The sequence below is a fragment of the Paenibacillus profundus genome (genome assembly GCF_021369635.1).
In the GTDB taxonomy this organism is placed as follows: Bacteria; Bacillota; Bacilli; order Paenibacillales; family Paenibacillaceae; genus Paenibacillus_B; species Paenibacillus_B profundus.
Genome location: NZ_JAJNBZ010000015.1, coordinates 80,890 through 100,995 on the forward strand (window position 1 = coordinate 80,890; position 20,106 = coordinate 100,995).

Below are 20,106 nucleotides of genomic sequence, written 5' to 3' on the forward strand. Positions count from 1 at the left end.
AAAAAAGTGCCTTTCAGTATCGAAAGCACAAGTATTCGTAAGAAAACTGCATCGGAAGCATTCCCGAAGAAGGAGGAAAGGAACATGCCTACTGAGATCGATTTACTGCGTGTGAATGGACTCACGCTTTCCTTTGACGACGGTGCCATGAAGAAGGATGTATTGAAACAGTTGTCCTTCTCACTTCTGCGAGGCAGGGTGACGGCTCTCATCGGCGAAAGCGGTTCGGGGAAAAGCCTGACTGCCCAAGCCTTGTTGGGAATGTTGCCGCAGGAAGCGCATGTAAGCTCAGGCACGATCCTGTTCGAAGGGGAGGACATACGAACGTGGTCGGAGCATCTGCTGCAATCGTACCGAGGGGGCCAAGTCGGCATCGTCTTTCAAGATACGTTCGGAACCTTCGATCCGCTGTACAGAGTCGGCAGCCATTTTCAAGAGCTGTATGCCGTACATGCGAAGCTGTCGAAGTCCAAAGCGAAGGAACGGGCTCTCCAGCTGCTCGGGGAAATGCAATTTCCAGACCCGGACCGCGTCTATCGGGCCTACCCGCACGAATTGTCCGGCGGGATGCGGCAGCGCGTCCAGCTCGGATTGGCGCTCGCTCCTGAGCCGAAGCTTCTTATCGCGGACGAGCCTACGACCGCCTTGGACATGCCCATACAGGCTGACATCCTGCGATTAATTTCGCGCTGGAATCGCCGTACCGGAGCAAGTGTCCTCTTCATTACGCATGATCTGGGCGTCGTCGACGAGATTGCGGATGAGGTTCTCGTCATGCAGCATGGTGAGATCGTCGAGTCCGGATCGAAGCTGGACATCATGACCCGACCTGCTCATTCACATACAAAAGCACTGCTCGCTGACTATGCTTCGTTATCGGCGCCGAATCAAGCAAGCCTGGCTATCGGATCCGGCAGCATCGTTAAAGTGCGGGATGTAAGCAAATCGTATCGTGCCCATCATGGCTGGGGCAAAGCCAAAAGCCAGATAAACGCCGTGCGAAACGCATCATTCCAGATCGGCGAAGCGGAATTGTTGGGACTCATCGGAGAGAGCGGCAGCGGCAAGAGCACCTTGTCGCGTCTGCTGCTCCAGCTTGATACACCAGACAGCGGATCCATCTGCTGGTGCAGCAAGACAGAGCCGCGGCGTTCCGTACAGTGGGTTCATCAAGACCCGCTTGCCTCCTTCGACCCGCGCTGGACCGTCGCCCAAATCGTCGGAGAAGGATTGGATTACGGCTGCAAGCTCTCGCAAGACGAGACTCGCGCCCGCATCAAGCACGCACTCGACAGCGTCGGACTCGGCGAGGAATTCGCTGGTACATATCCCCGCCAATTGTCTGGCGGCATGCGGCAGAGAGTTGCGCTGGCCCGCGCCTCGATTGTGCAGCCGCGTCTGCTCATTCTTGATGAACCATTCGCTAGTCTGGATATGACCCAGCAAAGACAGATGCTTGCACTTCTCCGGCACATGAATGAAAGACAAGGAACGGCCATGCTCTTCATCACCCATGATGTCCGTGCCGCTATGCTGCTGTGCCATCGCGTCATGGTTATGCGTCAGGGGGAGATTATCGAGCAGCTTCCAGCGGCTCTGCTTCCGCATTCCGACCATCCTTACACGAAGCGGCTGCTGGCGGCGATTCCTGGCTTTGCCCACAGTTCGAACAAAAAAATTACTAAAGGAGTTATATGCACATGACGAAAACATGCAAATTGCTGCTGGCGTTGTTTTCTATTGCAAGTCTGCTTGCCATGTTAGGCTGTTCTTCAACGCAATCTGGCGATCAGGCAGGATCCGTTCCTGCTGCACAGTCAGCAGCAGCGCCGAAAACGATCGTATTCGGCACGGAAAGCGAAGTTGAGATGATCAATCCGGTATTGAACGGCGATCAGGATGTCGATACGCTCCTATTCCGCGGTCTGACGAAGCCAACCTCCGATAATGAGGTTGCTCCGGACATTGCTAAGGAATGGACGGTCTCTACCGATCAGCGGGAATATACATTTGTACTGCGGGAAGATGTCGCATGGGAGGACGGGAACCCGCTTACGGCTGAAGATGTCAAGTTTACACTCGACACACTGCTCAATCCGGCAACAAATTCCCCGATTCAAAGCGACTTTAACGAGATCGACCGGGTCGAGGTGCTTGAGCCGCACAAGGTGAAAATTACGTTGAAGGATCCGTTTCCGCCGCTCTTGAACAAGCTGAAGCTCGGTCTGCTTCCTAAGCATCTATTGGAAGGAAAAGAGATCAACACGGCGGAATTCAACCGCAAGCCTGTCGGGAACGGACCATTCAAATTGAAAGAATGGAAGACGGATCAGTCGATTGTTCTCGTCCGCAATGACAAGTTCCACGGCACGAAGCCGCAGATCGACGAGATGATTATCCGGCCCGTAACGGACCCGAATACACGGCTAATGCAATTGAAGACAGGTGAGATCGACTTAGCCTACATGGAGCTCAACCAAGAAGGCAGCGTGAAGGATACCGATCCGTTCACCGCGCTTCAGATGACAACGGTCGATTATCGCGGCATTCTGTACAATTTTCGCAACCCGCTGTTCCAAGATCCCCAAGTCCGCCTGGCGATGAGCGCTGCCTTGGATCGCGAAGCCTTAGTGCAGGGCGTGCTGTTCGGCAAAGGCCAACCAGCATACGGCCCGCTGCAGAAATCTTGGGCAAATGATCCGGCTCCGGAAGGGGCGGAGCTTCGTCCCGAAGAAGCAAAAGCGTTGCTGGAGAAGGCGGGCTGGAAGCCTGGCGCAGACGGCGTTCTCGTGAAGGACGGCACACGATTCGAGTTCGACTTGGTCTCGCCAGCGACAGATACGGTCCGTGTGGCGTTAGCCAATGCGGTTCGCACCCAGTTGAAGCCGTTCGGCATTTCCGTCAACCCGAAACCGCTGGATTGGAGCGCGATTCAATTCGACAAGATCGACGCGTTCATGATCGCATGGGGCAGTGAATTTGATCCTGACGACCATACGTATCGCGTATTCCACAGCAGCCAGATTGAGAACGGATTGTACAATTACGGCGCATACCGTAATGACAAGGTCGATAAGAGGCTGACCGAAGCGCGGATCGAACCGGAGCGCGACAAACGTAAAGATCTGTATGCCGAATTCCAGCGCGAGCTGCGGAAGGATCCTGCCTTCAATTTCCTTGTCTACGTTGATGCCTTGTATGGCGTCAGCAAAAAAATAAGCGGAGTCGGCAATCGCCCGTTGGGGCACCACGGCGCCGGCGTACTGTGGAACATTGAAGAGTGGACTGTGAAATAATCGGTATCATCGGGGAATCAGCCATCATGCGTATCAGCTTTTAGATACGAACGACTCTATTTTCATACCTAAATTCCGCTTTTGCCGTATTTATGGTAGAGTTATTATAAAAAGTTGTTTTATGAGGTGCGTCATGAATGATTCCAATTTAAAACGGTTTGGCGTTTCCATGGATGGCAAGCTGCTAGAAAAGTTTGATGAGACAATTAAAGCAAAAGGGTATGAGAATCGATCCGAAGCGGTCCGTGACTTAGTCCGTGACGCCCTGGTCAAGGAATTCCTTGAAGATGACGACAAAGTGGTAGCTGGCAGCATATTGCTATTCTATAACCACCATCACCGGAATCTCCTTGATGAGTTATCCAATCTTCAGCATGAGATGCATGATCTCATCCTGGCGACGACCCATTTCCACTTGGATCCGAGTAACTGCCTCGAGCTCATCGTTGTCAAAGGGAAAGCCAAGGAACTTAAAGTGCTGAGCGATCAGATCATCAGTTTAAAAGGTGTCAAATACGGCAAATTCACAGTGGCTCCCATTGATGAACCTCATTCATAATAAATATGTATATCCGGCAAGCCCCCTGCTTCAGGCAAGGGGCTTTGTTGTCCTCGCCCCTGGGCCTGTTTTTGAACAAGTTTTACACTTTTGCAGATCCGAAATCTGCTTTGTTACTCAACTTGCGTAAAAAATACCTCCCTTGAGCGGACCTGAACCTGTCAGGCACGACAAAGGAGGTATCCCCACCTGCTTTCATTTTTTCCTCATTTTGCTGAAAAAGAATAAGATGAAAACTTCATATGATTGCGTAAAGCGTCCCATATATCAATGGTTTCCGATCCCACGGACCAATAAGCGAATCCGGCTATATTCCTCTGTTCCGCAAGCTCGGATTTCACGGAAAGTGAACGGCTATCCTCTGTCCAGATGCGATGAGGCACGCCCTGTTGCATATAATCTGCTGTATACTGGCCTATGTTGGCATCCCATGCCATCTTGGGTTTGTGCGCACGAAGTATGTTTCCTTGCTCGGCTAGAGTAAGATCCTGCGCTGTTGTGCCGCTCTGCTTCAAAGACCACTCACGCGTATACAGCGGCAAGCCCACGATTAGTTTTTCAGACGGAATCATAGTAATGAGCTTATCGATACCACGCTGCAGCCAAGGCAGCGAAGAAACCGAGCCAGCCGCCGGAGCTCCGTCCCAATGCTCGTCATACCCCATAAGCACGATGTAATCGGCATTGGTTCCTAAAGCAGCATAATCAAACGCAGCCGTCCAATCTGTTCCCAAATCCGGGGACACATCGACAGACAATACCGCTTGCAGAAGATGCAGCTCTGCGGCCAGCTTCGACACAAACGCTGTGAACGCCTCCCGATCCTGCGGATAGACGTTCTCGAAATCAAGGTTCAATCCGGCAAGCCCATATTGGCGGACATAAGTCGTCAATTGTCCGATAACGGCATCCCTTTTGATCGGATCGGTAAGAACGGAATGGGTCAGATCGGCATTGAAGCCATTGCCTACCATAGCCCATATTTTCTTGCCATTCTTCTTCGCCCAATCGATAAGCTCCCGATCTGTATGATCCGCTACCGTCTGTGTCTTGTCGAGATAGTACCATCTTGGGGATAGCGTGTTGACTGTGGACTTCTCGACACGAGCGATGTATTGCTGTGTTGTCAACTCGTATTGCCAGCCCATCTGGATGCTTTGTGGCGGATTCGCCTTCAACGCTGCCGACCAGCTCGGGCGCTCCAGCGCTCTTGCCAAGACGACTGCAGTCTCCTGACGCGTCAACGGATCGTTCGGCCGGAATATCCCGGCATTTCCGTTCATTAGGCCGAGCTGCTGCATCGAGCCGACATAAGGAACGGCCCACGCAGCGATGCGACTCGCATCCTTGAAGGCCGGTTCCACCGGGGATTTGGAACGGGCCTGCTTGAACGCGCGCACGAGGACGGCTGCAGCTTCCTGACGGGTAATAGGCTGCTGCGGCTCAAACGTGCGTGCTCCCGTTCCATCTATGACCTGCAGCAGAAGCGCCGCCTGTACAGCTCCGTAATACCATGCACTCCGAGGAACATCGTCGAATGCGGGAATGTCGCTCGCCACCGGCTTGACGTTCAGCACACGGTTCACCATGGCTGTAAACTCCGCGCGCGATACGGGCTTATCCGGCTCGAAGGTACGTTGGCCCGTTCCGTTTACGATATGTCTTTCATACAAATCTACAATCTGTTTCTGTCCATAGCTGTTGCCAATATCGTCGAACGGCAACGGTGTACGGCCCGACTCTCCCCACACCAGACTGGCAGTGAAGAAAAGCGCCGTTGATGCAAGCAGAATTAGTATTTTGCGAAAATAATTCAATGAATTGGCCTCACTTTACTAGAAATGATAGATATAATCATCCTAGCAAATAAAAGGAAGCTCGTTTACTATAAAATATTGGAAGTTGTTTCTTACCTCTATAATGTTAACAGTTGACGGCGAAGCAGAGACATTTGCTGATCCATCTGGAAAGAGGATTTGGCCAAGTCGACCAACTGCTTTCTTGCATCCTCCGGCACGTCTCCCCCTTCATATTTATAATTCAGTTTATGTTCCGTCGCGGCCCAGAAATCCATGGATGAGGTTCGTAGTTGTATTTCAGCAGGGACCCACAAGTTGCCGCTCGACAGAATCACCTTCGTCTGTACGACCATATGCAAGCTCTTATAGCCGCTTGGCTTCGGGTGTTCGATGTAGTCCTTCACTTCCAGCACCCGGATATCATCCCGCCGCTCGATATGCTCCTTCATCATGTAAACGTCATCGAGAAACGTCGTCACGATGCGCAAGCCCGCTATGTCTTGTATCTGCTCCTGCACCGCTTCCTGAGTGAAGGGAATGTTTTTTCTTTCCATCTTTTTCAACATGGATAGCGGCTCTTTGATCCGCCCCTTGATATGCTCTATTGGTGAATAGCCGTGTCTTGTTCTCCAATCCAAATCGATGATCTGAAAATCGCTTCTCAGCTCGTTTAACGCCATTTGGTATTGGCGGAAGAAGCCGCCCCAATTTTTCTGCAGCGTCTCGAGCACCTCGACCCGGTTGATCATGTTAATCAATTGATTGGTATGGTCTATCATGTTGCCCCTCCGTCATGTTCCAATGTAAATATTTTCGTTAATTCTAGATTAACCGGATCGAATCGCAATATCAAATAACAGGACAACGCGCCTCGCCTTTATGTGTCTGACATCGGTACAGTCCGTGCGTGTGCGCGGAAATCAACACTTGCAAACGAGCACGATGCTTCCAACAGAATGACTTGCTCCAATAGTTCCGTCAAGTCGTGCACCGCCATCGCCCTCGTGTATTCTTCGTCGTCATCGAGCTGACAAGCGACTTCCAACAGACCGGTCTTCAGTTGGCTGTACCGTATCAGGTGATGTATATCCATTTCCCCTTCCCTCCTTTACGTAATTTACGTAATTGTACTGTTTTGTACCTCAAAGTGTGGTATTCTGGAATAGCATGTGGATTATATGGTGCTGTGAAAGGAACTTCTGAGGTGTATCCCGCAAACCAAGAATAGCGTTCTTTGCAACTACTATAGCGTAGTGGTATGATGTTTGCAAGCCAAGAATTGCATTTTTACATGTGTTATTTTACTTTTTTTCAAGGAGGTATGTTATGAGTATCGGAGCACTGCTGCGGGAATTGCGCGGCAAGCGGTCGCTTAGGGAAATTGAGCGCGAGTCGGGGGTTAGCCACACTTATTTAAGCAGTCTTGAAAAAGGATATGATCCGCGAACGGGAAAGGAACGGAAGCCTACACCCGACACGTTGAAGAAGCTGGCGCAGGTGTACGACATTTCGTACGAGCAGCTGATGCTCAGCGCCGGATATATGGATATGGACAGGAACGATAACCGCTCGTTGATGAATGCGCCGGACGGCGCTCCCGTTGCGGACGACGACTCTGATATGAATTATAGCTCGCACGCCCGGAGAAACCCGCAGCAGCGAACGGTCAAAGAGACGCGGCCATGCTACGAGCTTGCCGACGTTCTGCAAGGAGATGTTCCCGTATATTACCGCGGGCATCTGTTGAATGAAGCGGATTGCCAACGCACGCTCACCATGCTGGATGTGCTCTTTCCGGATTCGAAGCATACGAAGCCAGAAGAGGGCAAGCCGGACGATAAGCAGCTGTGAAGCTGAACGGAACCATTTCGGGTCACGGGCAGACTCTTTTTCCGACGATAATCAAATCACGCTCTATCCCGTCTATCTCAGCGATATTCGGTAAATGAGCCCACCTGTCAAATCCGAAGCGCTCAAACATATACAGACTCGCTTCATTATGTCCAAATATAAATCCGAGCAAGGTTTTGATCTGCAGTGAGGGACAGGCCTCAATGCCTTTCTGGAGCATGTATTTGCCGAGTCCTTTCCCTCTATATTGTTCATGAATGTAGATGCTCACTTCTGCTGTCGCGTTATATGCGGGCCTTCCGTAAAAAGATTGAAAGCTGAACCATCCGCAAAGGTTCCCTTGTTGCTCCACGCACCACAGCGGTCTGGAATCAGGCGAATGCTCGTGGAACCATAGTTCTCTGCTCTCCACGGTAACCGGGCTGGTATCTGCGGTTACGATACGGCTTGGCACGGTAGAATTGTATATATCGACAATGGCCGGCAAATCGCTGATTACAGCATTTCGAATCGTAATGTTGTCTATCATTTCGAGCGTCACGTCCTTCAGGCAACAAGATTGGCACAGCGGTGAATCGCCGCCGATTTTAAAATTGTATACCAATCTATGTCCAAAAGGAAATAATTTTATGTGCCTTCCCTATTGGAGAATGCATGCTTACAAAACAAAAGCGATGAGCAAAGGGATTAGCTCATCGCTTTCATGTCCATGTTACTAGTTGTCCATGCCATTCGCTGCGAGAATGATTCCGGCGATACTATCATTCACTCCAAGGCAGCGCAAGCGGCAGCAGCGCCATGATTACACGGTAGTCGCCAGGAAAGACAGCTTCTGTGCGACCGCAGACGCTCAATCTGCCGTTCTTCGCTGAAAAGCAGCGTATAATGGCGGCGCATCTAGCACAGCGGGGCCATATCTAAATGGGACAGCGCCCCGACAGAGCGGAGCTGCTCGATGCTTATGAATCCGCCTCCTGCTCTGGATGCTGTGTTTGTTGGCGGGTGAGATAGACTTCATAAGCCTGTTCGAATAGCTCCAGCAGTTCAGGCTCCAGTGGATACATCCCGATCTGAGCGGATTGCTCCGGGCACTTCCGGATTTTCCACAGTTTATCGAGGAATTCATCTTCCCCTGAAAATGATTCGTCGGTTTTTTCCAATATACGTCTGACAATCCGCTGTACCTGAGGAGCATCCGGTCCGGCATCCCTATTCTTGCGGAGCTGTGCAATCAGCCCGATCCATTCCAGCGAGTCGGGATCATCTCCGTTCACTTTCGGCAGGCGCGACACGAGCTTCTGCTCGTGCTCCTCGAACAGCAGCTTGCGGTATTTCTTCCGCGACTCCTGACTGCGGCCTGACAACTGAATCAGCTTCCGAACCGCGGCTCCCTTCGCTTCTCCTTCGAAGGCCATGCTGTGCAGCAGTTCGCGCAAATAATTCTCCATCTGCTTGAGCTTCTCTTGTTCTTCCAATACATAAGCCAGCTGGTTGTTCAGACTGGCGGACCAATCCCGGTCCTGAATGGTGAGCATATCATCTATCTCCTGCAGCCTGAAGCCCATCTGCTTCAAAAATTGAATATGCTTCAGCCTCATCAAATCATCATGAGAATAAATTCGATGTCCGCCAGGCGTCTTGGCTGAAGGGTTCAGCAACCCGATCTGATCGTAATAGCGCAGCGTGCGGACCGTTATGCCAGTCTGTTTGGTAACGTCTTGAATCGGAATCGTAGCGCAACACCTTCTTTGGTAAATAATATAATCCCTTAATTTAAGATGACGTGACGTCACTTTCAATCCCTAGTTTTTATTTTCCCCAGCCCAAGTTCCCTTGTCCGTTTCGCATAATCTCCATCGGCCTCCCGGCTAATCTCTTTATGATACAGGGCCTTATATTGCTTGGAGGACAGCCATACGTGGTATATTATAGCAAAGTATCCCTTTTAAGGCGCCGAGAAGAAAAAAATAATGATCAATAGAGCGTTCATCAACCCATGTAGAATAATAGGCATCCACAAAGTGCCCCTTTTTTCGTAAAATATAGCAAAAAGGCAACCAGTTACAGTGGCATTGAGCATAAGCTCTGGCGCATGGCCAATCCCAAAAATGAGCCCGCTAATCACAACTCCAACAACTACGCCGAAACGAGAGCGAAGATACCTGTAAATAACCCCACGATTTATAATCTCTTCTACGATCGGGGCAATGCAGGACTAAGTCCTAGATGTTCGAACTGATCCCCAACAGCCCCCATTATTGTATCCGTCAGCATTATTCTCCATATAATCAAAATAAGCAGCAAATCGATTACATTCCAGGGCACCTTGTCATGTTTAACTGAGTCATGATGAATCGTAGAATTGTCGCTCAACAAAATTCCCCTTTCATTTCGCCGCATTCGCGTCATCGATATTATTCCTCCTATCAATATGAAAAATCTGGGATGAACATTTGCAATTGTATAAGACGACGTAACGTCACTATCAATGGACAAATTGTGAACAAAGGGACGGAGCGAACGGGTCAGATGAGAAGCTTTCTGAGGGTGCCTGATGGTAGAGAGGGGAAGATCTGCGGCCAAAATACAAAAGCGTGCAGACCCGATATCGGCTGCACGCTTTGTTCATTTATATTTCTTCCAGTCCATTTTACTGTTGTTCAGCAAGTATTCGAAATTGCTATCAAGCCGTTTCTGTTCGGCATGGCGGACTTCCTCCGCCTGCTTCCGCTCGTCTTCCTTGCGCTTTGCTTCTTCCGCCTTCAGCTCAGTCGCCTGTGCCTTCAGCTTGTCCAGGATGTCGGAGCTGAGCAAATCCTTCAACGTGGCTGGTTTGTCTGTTGAAGCCGGTGCAGGTGCAGCGGCTTGTCTCTTTTTTTTCGCCATTGAACTCACCTCGATTTCCCCTCATTATAGCATATATTGAGCTATGCAGTTCATTTCGGTTTGTTTTTCATACGGCTATAAATGGTGGCGACAATCGGCCCCGATATGTTATGCCATACACTAAAAATAGCACTCGGAACGGCAGATAGCGGCGAAAAATGAGCGCTGGCAATAGCTGCGCCCAAACCGGAATTCTGCATGCCTACTTCAATGGAGACCGCTTTGCGGCTCGCCATATCGAGTCCAAGCATCTTTCCGAATAAATATCCGAGCAATAGGCCTAGTCCGTTGTGCAGAATAACGACGGCAAAGATGATTAATCCCGTCTCTGCGATCTTTTGCTGGCTGCCCGCTACAACCGCTGCAACAATCGCGACAATGGCAATGGTGGATATCAATGGGAGCGCTTTGACCCCCATTTCAGCCGGCTTGCGCAGAAATGTTTTGAATATGAAGCCCAAAATAATCGGAATAATGACGATTTGCAAAATGGACCATAGCAATGACGTCGCATTAATCGGCACCCATTGACTGGCAAACAAAAGAATGAGACCAGGGGTAACAATGGGAGCTAATAATGTCGTAATGGAAGTGACCGTTACAGAGAGCGGCACGTCACCCTTCGCAAGATATGTCATGACATTGGACGAGGTCCCCCCCGGGCAGCAGCCAACCAAGATAACCCCTACTGCGATCTCAGGCGGCAGCTGCAGGCCTTTCGCCAGAGCAAATGCGAGCAGCGGCATAATGATGAACTGTCCGATGACGCCGATGGCAACATCCTTTGGTCTGCGAAATACCTCTTTGAAATCGGCAGGAGAGACGGTTAAGCCCATACCGAACATAATAATGCCCAGTAACGGGGTTATGTACGTACCCAACCATTTGAATGAATCCGGAAAATAGAAAGCAAGACATGCAAATAATATAACCCAAATCGCAAACGTTTTCCCTACAAATTGACTGACTTTCTCCAATCGTTCCATCTCCTGAATTTTAGTTTTAAACTTTATTATAAGAGATGAAAAAAATAATTTCCAGAAAGAATTGGCGTCCTTCCCGATAATAGATAGGCTCTGCTTCTCAACCACTCAACAACTGTCCACTAGATTCCATATAAATGATCGATAGATTCATAAGCCAATCATGAACATAGTGGGTCGTTACCCTGTTCCCTTCCCAAACATATACATACATTGATGATAGGAAAAATATACCCAGGCCGACCTAATGACGGCCATTACAACATAAGTTTGGTTCGACCTATTCAGGAAAAGGAGTGTATTTATGACCTTCGACAAATTCAAACCTCTAAATGCACTTCCTGCTTCCATCTTTCCTCCGCAAAGCTGTCCAAACATATTTCCGCCTCCACCTGTTCCACCAAATAATGGGCCGACGGACCTACTGGGGCGACGGGGGCCACTGGAGATTCAGGGGCTTCGGGCGCGACTGGAGCCACGGGCATTACGGGTGCCACGGGTGCTACTGGCTCTACCGGAGCCACTGGTGTTACGGGCACCACGGGTGCTACAGGAGCCACGGGCGTTACGGGCGTTACGGGTGCCACAGGTGCTACCGGAGCCACCGGTACCGGCACCACGGCCACCTCCTCTTTTGTAGCGAACACATCGGGCAGCATCATCGCTGTCCTTCTAGGCGGCACCAACATCCCGCTCCCGAACGCTCAAAATATCGGAGCCGGCATTACCGTCAATGCCGCAAACGACACGTTTACGGTATCTACAGCAGGAAGGTACTATATTACCTATCAAATCAATCTGACCGCTGCATTACTGGTCAGTTCGCGACTGCTTATCAATGGAGCCGCCAATGTAGCTTCAACCATCGTGCCTATATTATCGTTGTCCAGCTTCAACAACGACATCATCGTCACATTAACGGCGGGATCTACTATTACTCTTCAGCTGTTTGGATTGCTGGGAGCTGCTACGCTGATAAACAACAGCGCTGGAGCCGCCTTGACCATTATTCGTTTGAGTTAGTCATGCCTAGCCGTGCAGTTCCTTGTCTGCACGGCTTTTTGTTTTACATACATATCCATTATTGAGGTACATAGTCGAACGAATAGAATATGTATATTTAAGACGTGATGAAGATACGAGACGGAGTGATTGAATGGCAACCATAAGCTTATGCATGATAGTCCGAAATGAAGAGGACACGCTTGAGCGCTGCCTCTCCTCACTTGCCAATTTGGCAGATGAAATCATCATTGTTGACACCGGTTCGACGGATGAGACGAAATCGGTCGCGCAACGATTTACAGATCGAATTTACGATTTTGCATGGATCGAAGATTTTGCAGCGGCCCGCAATTACGCCTTCAGCCTAGCGAGGATGGATTACATTCTATGGCTGGATGCAGATGATATTTTCAGGGAACGGGATCGTCAGAAGCTGTCTGCGTTCAAACGCACGCTTGATCCAACAATTGATTCCGTCACGATGGAATATCATTTGGCTTTTGACGAATACGGAAATGTGACTGCACGCAACCGGCGCAATCGGCTCGTCAAGAGAGCCAACGAGTTCCGATGGATAGGCAAAGTGCACGAATACCTTGAAGTCTGGGGCAACATCGTAAACAGCGATATCGCCGTTACCCATGCCAGCGTCCAACACGATAGTGATCGGAACATACGAATTTATGAAGCAGCGTTGGCCCGCGGGGAATCGCTGTCACCGCGGGACTTGTACTATTTCGCCAATGAGTTGAAGGATCATGGGAGATACCTAAAGGCCATCGATTATTATGAAAAGTTTCTGGCAACGGGTCAGGGCTGGCTCGAGGATGTTCTGTCCTCCTGCGGCAAGATGGCGGACTGCTACCATGCGCTGGGCGACACCGAGCGGGAATTGGAATGCACGCTGCGTTCCTTTCGATACGCTGCACCGCGCGCAGAATTTTGCTGTCGCCTCGGATATTACTTTTTACAGCGAAATGAGGTAGACTCATCGATTTTTTGGTACAATGTCGCCGCCAATCTGGATCAACCAAAGGAAAATTTGGGCTTTACGAATGTTGCCTGCTCGACATGGCTCCCCCATTTGCAGCTGTGCGTCTGCTATGACCGTAAAGGACAGCACGAGTTGGCCTATGCCCATAACGAAATGGCGCTTCGATATCGACCTCACGATGAGAGAATGCTTCATAACCAACAGTACTTGCAGAACGTTCTCGCGGAAGCAAAGCCCGTATCAATGGAGAGCGTTGCATCTGTAGAGACGAAGTAACTAAAAGGCAGGGGCCCGCCCTGTGGTTCCAAAAGGTCATATCGCAGCAGCTCCACTGGGAAATATACAGCAACATATGCGGTTTGGCGGCTGAACGACATCTAGACTATAGTTTGTCCAGTGGATTTGGCTGTTTCTAAGCGAGCATCGGAATATGTGGTAAACTCACCGGCTCGGTCAAAACAAAAAAATCCTGATGCCAAGGAGATAGGCTAACTGCCCATTTCCTTAACAACAGGAGTAATGCGGGAGGAACCTTTTCAATCGAATATGTCTCCAAGGCGATCCAGGACGCTTTTCTTTCTTTTCTCCTTATAGTGCGGCGGGTATCCGGCATTCGGGTTATGATGAGGATAATCTGACTTGTGCGGACGTCGGTCACGGTCATCATACCACTCATTGAACACTTTACGTTCTTCCCTTACGTCAGACATAAGCTTCTCCAGCTCGCCTCTATCCAGCCATACTCCCTTGCAATCTGGACATACATCAATCACTACGCCCTCTTTTTCAACTTCACGCATGCGGACATCGTTGCAAATTGGACAATTCATCGAATATCCCTCCATTTATCGTTAAGACTGAAAAAGACCTCTGCCAAGCAATTGGCAAAGGTCTTTTATAATTCACATAAAATCCTTCACCTATTGCTGGCAAAGGTCTTGCTTACAACGAAATACGTTGCCAATAAAGCCGGGGCATGCACCCGAATTGACGACTTTACTGTAGTAGCTACTCCCCTTCTACACAGAAGCGCTATTCAATTATCCACATTATAGAATTGCTTAATCTGAATGTCAATCACAGATATGTAAACTACTTCCGTATTCTCTTAAGATAGGTGATGAGCCATACGATCGAACCGACAACATAGAAAGGGCCTATTACAGTTAATAACGTTGCAGCGTCAGCCAAGTCATCCCAACCGCCATGGTTCTGCAACATTTGAACCAAAAAAATAGCGCAGGCCACAGCATAAATGACAAATGCGGACCAATACCGCTTTATGGCCGCTGCTAACGGAAAGAACAACAATACAGTCCAGATGATGATATATGCAACATTCGACATCTTTGCGCCGCCTCTCCTGCATCCCGCTGTAAGCAGATTTTTTACCAGAGTATCAATACGTTACCCCTATGGCACACAGCTTAATCGCAACAAGTGTTGGACGTCACTTCATCGGCGGTAGATCCATGGTACATTGGGTCATATAGAACGCAAAAGGCGGTGAGAATTATGGCTATCATCCGATTGGACATGTTGGGAGAGATGTGTCCTATTCCTGTAGCTAAAAGCCAAATCGCTTTAAAAAACATGACTCCAGCGGACACCCTCATCCTCATTACCGATCATAGCTGTGTGGAAAGCAATATCCGCTCCTCTTTTTCCAAGAAAACGCATACGATTCAATCCGCGGAAGTGATGACCGGCATATGGGAGGTGACCATTAGAAAAAAGGAATGATTCCGTGTCTCTAACAAAATCCTCTTTCCTTAGAAGTAAGAAACCGGATGAATTCTTTCTCTGTCTGATGCAGCTGCTTTTTGGCCAAGTGAATGAGGGAGCAGCGCCACTTCAAGTCCATTCCTTCGATGCGAATGACTTTGAGCATGTCTGTATACAGTTCTTTTTTAATCGCCATGTAAGGTAAAAAGGCCATGCCCTTCCCTGAGACGACTAATGATTTGATAGATTCCAAGTAATCAAATTCTAATTTGGTCTGCAGTTGGTTCACATCAATCCCGAATGGATGCAGCTCTTGTTGCAATAGCGAACGCGTGCGACTGCTCTTCGTCGGCAACACAAAAGGCAGCCTATATAGCTCTTCCGGTTGGATCCATTCCTTATCGACAAAGCTTCGCTTGGCGGACATCACCAGATGAATGTCACTCGTAAATAGCTCGTGGCACACGATCTCTGGATTTTTACTAGTGCCGTTGATGAGTCCAATTTGGATCGTATGATTTTTCAAGCTTTCAATAACTTCACGGGAAGCAACCGTTTTCTGATCGATGCACGTATGCGGGTACTTTTCTTTGAAGCTGTACAAGCTGCACGGTATTAAATATTCTGCCAATGTGGGGCATGTCCCCAGCAAAATCTGGCTATACTTCAACTCGGCATGCTTCTTTAGCTTATTATCCATATCATCGAGCAGTTCCAACACGTTTTTGGCATATTCAAACACGATCTGCCCCTCTTCCGTTGCCGTTACGCCTCGATTCGTTCGATGGAGCAGCGTATACCCTAATTCTCGCTCCAGCGTCTGCAGCTGCATGCTGAGGGCCGGTTGGGACATATGCAATTTTTGCGCAGCTTTGGAAATGCTCTTCATTTGAAGTGTCTCATAATATGCGTGCAAGGCTTCCGTATTCATCTGATCACCACCTGCAAATGATGAATGCTCTGAATCATGATGTGCTCCTTAATGGATGAATGCATCCTGCCACGAGCGCTTGCTATAAAGACTTCTTATAGCTAATAAGCGTTTGTTATGACCGCTTACCGAAGTTCTCGCTTATACTCTAATTATAAAACAAACCGGTTTGTTTAGATATGTGAAAACAATCACATCAGAGAAGGAGAGAATCTTGTGGCAAAGATCGCTGCTTCCACAGCAACAGATGCAACGCCATCCGCTAGAACAGGTGCAAGACCGCAAAAGAAACGCAAAAAATCACAAATTCCGTACGCTGCTATCGCGCTTGTCATGATTGTGATCGCTGGCATCCTCTTCGCCAGAAAAAGTGACAACCTGTCGATCTCCTGGATATTTGGCATTGCGTTTGGCTTCGTGTTGCAAAAGACCCGATTCTGCTTTACTGCATCGCTGCGTGATCCGGTCTTGACCGGAAGCACCTCGATTTCAAAAGCGGTCATTATCGCGTTTGCCATCGCTACGGCTGGTTTTGCAGCTATTCAATATAGCGCATCTCTCGCTGACCCAGCCAACATCCCCGGCAATGTTCACCCTGCCGGCATTCATATTATGATTGGCGCAACGCTATTCGGCATTGGGATGGTTATCGCTGGCGGATGTGCTTCGGGGACGTTGATGCGTATGGGCGAAGGTTTTACGATGCAATGGATTACCATTATTGGCTTTGTAGCCGGATCTGTATGGGGCATTAGAGACTATACGTTCTGGGACAGCAACTTTTTTCAGAAATCACCAACGATCTGGTTGCCCGATTATTTAGGCTGGGGAGGTGCCGTATTTTTACAGCTTCTGGTGCTTGGTCTGTTATATTGGGCGGCTGACTCGTTCAGCAAGCGCAAGTTAGGTTCGTAAAGGTGTTCCCGCGCTTAGCATCATTATTTCATTATATAACTACACAAATCGGAGGTCATTTATCATGGCAGAAGTAAGATTGGATTGTATGGGAGAAGCTTGTCCGGTTCCTTTGTTAAAAACACAAAAGAAATTGAAAGAATTAAACAAAGGCGATGTCCTTATCGTAGAGATTGATCACAGCTGTGCGATGAAGAACGTTCCCGAATGGGCGCGTAAAGAAGGCTACCCTGTTGAGTTGGAAGAAGTAGATGAGGGCGAATGGGAAGTTATCATTGAACTGAACAAGTAAGAGGAGGGCTCTCCCTTGGATAAAATTCAAAACCACCCGGTATACAAAGTCATTTTTAAAAATGCTTGGCCGTATTGGGTTGGCGGTATTTTGCTCGGATTGCTCAATGTTTGCTTGTTTATTGTACAAGGCAAGCCTTGGGGTGTGACAACTACGTTTGTCTATTGGGGGACCTGGATTATGGATGCGGTCGGAATCGACCCGTCCGGCTGGGACTACTTTCAGATTCCAAACAATGCGGCGAATCAGGCCAAAAACTTCCTGACTCACAGCGGGTCTGTCATGAATATCGGCATCATTGTCGGAGCGCTGTTTGCGGCATTGGCGGCTTCCCAATTTAAAATTAAAAAGATCAAATCTTGGAAACAGGTCGCCTCTGCTCTTGGGGGCGGATTGATTATGGGCTATGGCGCCCGCATCGCATTCGGCTGCAACATTGGCGCTTTTTTCAGCGGGATTGCTTCCCTTTCGCTGCATGGCTGGTTATATGCCGTGTTCATTTTCATCGGCGCCTGGATCGGCAGCAAAATTCTCGTGAAGTTTTTGATGTGATCATATAATGCGGATAAAAGCAGGGATTCCTGCTTTTATCCATGTAAAGGCGGGCTACACATGGAAAAACGGACAGAAGAGTATGATGTCGTCATTATTGGCGGCGGTGCGGGCGGCATGACTGCTGCCATCTACTGCGGCCGCGCACGACTTAAAACATTGCTCATCGAAAAGACGTTGATGGGCGGTCTTGCTACCTATACGAATGAAATTGAGAACTATCCCGGCTTCCCAGACGGCAGCACCGGCATCGATCTCATGAAGCGATTCGAAAAGCAAGCGAAAAGATTCGGCGTCAAAATCAAGCTGACCGATGTCAAAGGCATCGTAGATGAAGGAACTGTGAAAATCGTTCAAACCTATCGGACCGACTACAAGGCAAAAGCCGTCATTATTGCTACAGGCGGCAAGCCTCGCTTGACCGGTGCGACAGGAGAGCAGGATTTTCTGTACGATAAAGGCATTTCGTTCTGCGCCACATGCGATGCTGCGCGGTACACCGACCAGCATGTGCTCATTGTCGGCAGTGGCGATGCTGCGATTGAGGAAGGTCTGTTCCTGACAAAGTTCGCTCGCACAGTAACGGTGTCCGTCATCCACGATGAAGGCGTCATGGATGCCAACAAGATTGCCCAGGAGAAAGCGCTGCAAAATCCTAAAATGAATTTTATTTGGAATACGGTAGTGGATCAGTTCGCGGGAAATGATTCACTTGAAAAGGTCATTCTGCGAAATGTCAAAACGAATGAATCCATTCCGGTTGACGTCGATGGCTGCTTCTTGTTCATCGGCTATGTTCCTAATACGGAGCTATTCAAAGAGTTGATCGATTTGACTCCGCAAGGTTACATCCACACCAATGAACAGATGGAAACGAACGTTTCCGGTATTTTTGCCGTAGGCGACGTGCGGAATAAATGGTTAAGACAAGTCGCAACCGCTGTTGGTGACGGAGCTATCGCAGGGGTGGCTGCCGAGCGGTACATTGAAGAGAACGATTATTTTGAAACCGAGATCCTGCAGAAAGAGCTGCCCGCGCTCGTATTTTGCTGGGACCCGCGGGATGCGGCATGCCGCGATTTGTTGCCCGAGCTGGATAAAGTCAAAGCGCAATGGAACAATCAGCTCAAGGTCATCGCCATCGATATTTATAAAGGAGCCACTCTCGCGGAAAGGCTCGGACATAGGGGAGCTCCTGCCATTCTGGCTATGCGGGACGGCAAAGTAATTCAGATCTATCAACTTGAAGGCGGAAACGCCGACTTCGAAGCAATCGCCAAGGATTTGGTGAAGTCATAAGGATGCCATGTCAATTGGCACAGTCGATCGACCGCTCTCTCTGCAAAGAGGGCGGTTTTTTATTTCAGACAATGTGGTGGCTTGGGACAATGCAATAGTTAATTTACATAAAAAGGAGGAGTATTCATTGAAACAACTCTTTCGTTCCATTCTCGTCATTGCGATAGTTATTGTCACATTAGGGGGAAGCGGATGGAGTAAGACGGCAATTGCCTCTACGAATGCAAAGGAAGGAGAGCGATCTGTGCTAAGCGTAGTAATTTTGTTGTTTAATGACGTGGAAGTACTCGATTTCGCAGGACCTTTCGAAGTTTTTGCCGTTACGGGTCAAACGTTGGATTCTACATCCAGTCCTTTTCTAGTAAAAACGGTGTCGGAAGACGGTAAGATCGTTACCGCACGTAATGGGTTGAAGGTACAGCCCGATTACAGTTATGCCAATGCGCCTCAATTTGATATTTTAATCGTCCCTGGAGGACCGGGCAGCCGAACCGAAATGTATAACAAAACTACGATTAAGTGGGTGCAGGAGCGCATGGATAAGGTGGACATCATGGCCTCCGTATGCACCGGCGCGTTAATATTGGCAGAAGCCGGACTGCTGGATGGTAAAACGGTTACAACCCATTGGAACTCCTATGATCGCTTAGTAAGTGACTATCCGAGCCTTAAAGTGAAGAGAAACGTAAAATTCGTCGATGAAGGCAAAATCATCACATCAGGGGGAATTTCTGCCGGCATCGATATGTCATTCCATCTCGTAAGCCGACTGATGGGCAAAGACGTTGCAGAAAACACAGCAAAAATGATGGAATATGATATTGATCTTACGAGTGTCTCATTTTTTGGCAGAGCAACGCCCCTGACAGATACTCCGTTCAGGGGCGGTATAATGCGTTGTTATGCTAGTTTTTGTTAGTGGTGATCTGTACGGCGAAGTAGACCATAAGCTGCCCGCTCGGACATAGAGGAGCTCCTGCCATTCTGACCATGCAGGACGGCAAAGTAATTCAGACCTA

At 49.0% G+C, this 20,106-nt stretch carries 24 protein-coding genes and 1 pseudogene; 12 read left to right on the forward strand and 13 right to left on the reverse strand.

The window, feature by feature from the left end; genetic code table 11:
- Window positions 1-84 precede the first annotated feature (84 nt).
- The 3 genes from nikE (at window position 85) to nikR (ending at window position 3,855) form a co-directional block, all read left to right on the forward strand.
- Entirely contained in the window at window positions 85-1,704 is a 1,620-nt protein-coding gene (gene nikE, locus LQV63_RS17740) for a nickel ABC transporter ATP-binding protein NikE (protein ID WP_233697726.1), read from the forward strand.
- Window positions 1,701-3,296: an ABC transporter substrate-binding protein gene (locus LQV63_RS17745; RefSeq protein WP_233697727.1), complete on the forward strand. Its 1,596-nt coding sequence runs from the start codon at window positions 1,701-1,703 to the stop codon at window positions 3,294-3,296. Before nikE ends, LQV63_RS17745 begins: the two co-directional genes overlap by 4 nt.
- 133 nt (window positions 3,297-3,429) lie before the next feature.
- A complete protein-coding gene (nikR, locus tag LQV63_RS17750) occupies window positions 3,430-3,855 on the forward strand; it encodes a nickel-responsive transcriptional regulator NikR (RefSeq protein ID WP_019421515.1) in 426 nt (141 codons plus the stop codon).
- 206 nt (window positions 3,856-4,061) lie between these two features.
- Here the strand turns inward: nikR and LQV63_RS17755 are convergent, their stop codons facing one another.
- The 3 genes from LQV63_RS17755 to LQV63_RS17765 form a co-directional block, all read right to left on the reverse strand.
- Window positions 4,062-5,672, reverse strand: coding sequence for an S-layer homology domain-containing protein (locus LQV63_RS17755; RefSeq protein ID WP_233697728.1), 1,611 nt, complete (start codon window positions 5,670-5,672; stop codon window positions 4,062-4,064).
- Between the two features lie 98 nt (window positions 5,673-5,770).
- Window positions 5,771-6,433 (reverse strand): GTP pyrophosphokinase, encoded by a 663-nt coding sequence (locus tag LQV63_RS17760; protein ID WP_233697729.1) that lies wholly within the window; start codon window positions 6,431-6,433, stop codon window positions 5,771-5,773.
- Between the two features lie 98 nt (window positions 6,434-6,531).
- Window positions 6,532-6,747 carry a hypothetical protein gene (locus LQV63_RS17765; protein WP_019421518.1) on the reverse strand — a complete coding sequence of 72 codons (216 nt, stop codon included), beginning with the start codon at window positions 6,745-6,747 and terminating at the stop codon, window positions 6,532-6,534.
- 233 nt (window positions 6,748-6,980) lie between these two features.
- Here LQV63_RS17765 and LQV63_RS17770 point away from each other — a divergent pair, with 233 nt between their 5' ends.
- On the forward strand, window positions 6,981-7,505 hold the full coding sequence (locus tag LQV63_RS17770) for a helix-turn-helix domain-containing protein (protein WP_233697730.1): 525 nt from the start codon (window positions 6,981-6,983) through the stop codon (window positions 7,503-7,505).
- 22 nt (window positions 7,506-7,527) lie between these two features.
- Here the strand turns inward: LQV63_RS17770 and LQV63_RS17775 are convergent, their stop codons facing one another.
- From LQV63_RS17775 to LQV63_RS31480, 7 genes are all read right to left on the reverse strand, one after another.
- Window positions 7,528-8,034: a GNAT family N-acetyltransferase gene (locus LQV63_RS17775; protein ID WP_026011070.1), complete on the reverse strand. Its 507-nt coding sequence runs from the start codon at window positions 8,032-8,034 to the stop codon at window positions 7,528-7,530.
- Window positions 8,035-8,464: 430 nt separating this feature from the next.
- Window positions 8,465-9,298, reverse strand: a complete 834-nt coding sequence (locus LQV63_RS17780; RefSeq protein WP_233697731.1) for a MerR family transcriptional regulator — start codon at window positions 9,296-9,298, stop codon at window positions 8,465-8,467.
- A 152-nt stretch (window positions 9,299-9,450) separates the two neighbouring features.
- Window positions 9,451-9,714 carry a CPBP family intramembrane glutamic endopeptidase gene (locus LQV63_RS32090; RefSeq protein ID WP_083858852.1) on the reverse strand — a complete coding sequence of 88 codons (264 nt, stop codon included), beginning with the start codon at window positions 9,712-9,714 and terminating at the stop codon, window positions 9,451-9,453.
- A complete protein-coding gene (locus LQV63_RS17785) occupies window positions 9,699-9,914 on the reverse strand; it encodes a hypothetical protein (RefSeq protein WP_019421522.1) in 216 nt (71 codons plus the stop codon). The genes LQV63_RS32090 and LQV63_RS17785 overlap by 16 nt, the downstream gene beginning before the upstream one ends.
- A gap of 216 nt (window positions 9,915-10,130) precedes the next feature.
- Window positions 10,131-10,391, reverse strand: coding sequence for a YqkE family protein (locus LQV63_RS17790; RefSeq protein WP_019421523.1), 261 nt, complete (start codon window positions 10,389-10,391; stop codon window positions 10,131-10,133).
- A 50-nt stretch (window positions 10,392-10,441) separates the two neighbouring features.
- Window positions 10,442-11,377, reverse strand: coding sequence for a bile acid:sodium symporter family protein (locus LQV63_RS17795; protein WP_036704258.1), 936 nt, complete (start codon window positions 11,375-11,377; stop codon window positions 10,442-10,444).
- A gap of 317 nt (window positions 11,378-11,694) precedes the next feature.
- Entirely contained in the window at window positions 11,695-12,057 is a 363-nt protein-coding gene (locus LQV63_RS31480; RefSeq protein WP_267934095.1) for a hypothetical protein, read from the reverse strand.
- 4 nt (window positions 12,058-12,061) lie between these two features.
- On the opposite strand from LQV63_RS31480, the gene LQV63_RS31485 reads away from it, so the two are divergent.
- Window positions 12,062-12,397, forward strand: a complete 336-nt coding sequence (locus LQV63_RS31485; RefSeq protein ID WP_325175900.1) for a BclA C-terminal domain-containing protein — start codon at window positions 12,062-12,064, stop codon at window positions 12,395-12,397.
- A 133-nt stretch (window positions 12,398-12,530) separates the two neighbouring features.
- Window positions 12,531-13,649: a tetratricopeptide repeat-containing glycosyltransferase family 2 protein gene (locus LQV63_RS17805; RefSeq protein WP_233697732.1), complete on the forward strand. Its 1,119-nt coding sequence runs from the start codon at window positions 12,531-12,533 to the stop codon at window positions 13,647-13,649.
- A gap of 260 nt (window positions 13,650-13,909) precedes the next feature.
- On the opposite strand, the gene LQV63_RS17810 is transcribed toward LQV63_RS17805, so the two are convergent.
- Entirely contained in the window at window positions 13,910-14,203 is a 294-nt protein-coding gene (locus LQV63_RS17810) for a TFIIB-type zinc ribbon-containing protein (RefSeq protein ID WP_019421528.1), read from the reverse strand.
- 262 nt (window positions 14,204-14,465) lie between these two features.
- Window positions 14,466-14,720: a hypothetical protein gene (locus tag LQV63_RS17815; protein ID WP_233697733.1), complete on the reverse strand. Its 255-nt coding sequence runs from the start codon at window positions 14,718-14,720 to the stop codon at window positions 14,466-14,468.
- Window positions 14,721-14,888: 168 nt separating this feature from the next.
- On the opposite strand from LQV63_RS17815, the gene LQV63_RS17820 reads away from it, so the two are divergent.
- Window positions 14,889-15,116, forward strand: a complete 228-nt coding sequence (locus LQV63_RS17820) for a sulfurtransferase TusA family protein (protein WP_233697734.1) — start codon at window positions 14,889-14,891, stop codon at window positions 15,114-15,116.
- A 10-nt stretch (window positions 15,117-15,126) separates the two neighbouring features.
- Here the strand turns inward: LQV63_RS17820 and LQV63_RS17825 are convergent, their stop codons facing one another.
- Window positions 15,127-16,029 carry a LysR family transcriptional regulator gene (locus LQV63_RS17825; RefSeq protein ID WP_233697735.1) on the reverse strand — a complete coding sequence of 301 codons (903 nt, stop codon included), beginning with the start codon at window positions 16,027-16,029 and terminating at the stop codon, window positions 15,127-15,129.
- A gap of 216 nt (window positions 16,030-16,245) precedes the next feature.
- Here LQV63_RS17825 and LQV63_RS17830 point away from each other — a divergent pair, with 216 nt between their 5' ends.
- From LQV63_RS17830 to LQV63_RS17850, 5 genes and pseudogenes are all read left to right on the forward strand, one after another.
- Entirely contained in the window at window positions 16,246-16,944 is a 699-nt protein-coding gene (locus tag LQV63_RS17830) for a YeeE/YedE thiosulfate transporter family protein (protein ID WP_233697736.1), read from the forward strand.
- A gap of 64 nt (window positions 16,945-17,008) precedes the next feature.
- Entirely contained in the window at window positions 17,009-17,236 is a 228-nt protein-coding gene (locus tag LQV63_RS17835) for a sulfurtransferase TusA family protein (protein ID WP_019421533.1), read from the forward strand.
- Between the two features lie 15 nt (window positions 17,237-17,251).
- The gene (locus LQV63_RS17840; protein WP_019421534.1) at window positions 17,252-17,788 is read left to right on the forward strand and encodes a YeeE/YedE thiosulfate transporter family protein; all 537 of its coding nucleotides are present in this window, start codon (window positions 17,252-17,254) and stop codon (window positions 17,786-17,788) included.
- A gap of 60 nt (window positions 17,789-17,848) precedes the next feature.
- Window positions 17,849-19,087, forward strand: coding sequence for an FAD-dependent oxidoreductase (locus LQV63_RS17845; protein WP_233697737.1), 1,239 nt, complete (start codon window positions 17,849-17,851; stop codon window positions 19,085-19,087).
- Between the two features lie 244 nt (window positions 19,088-19,331).
- Window positions 19,332-19,916: pseudogene (locus LQV63_RS17850) on the forward strand (DJ-1/PfpI family protein); the annotation flags it as partial.
- Window positions 19,917-20,106: the final 190 nt, after the last annotated feature.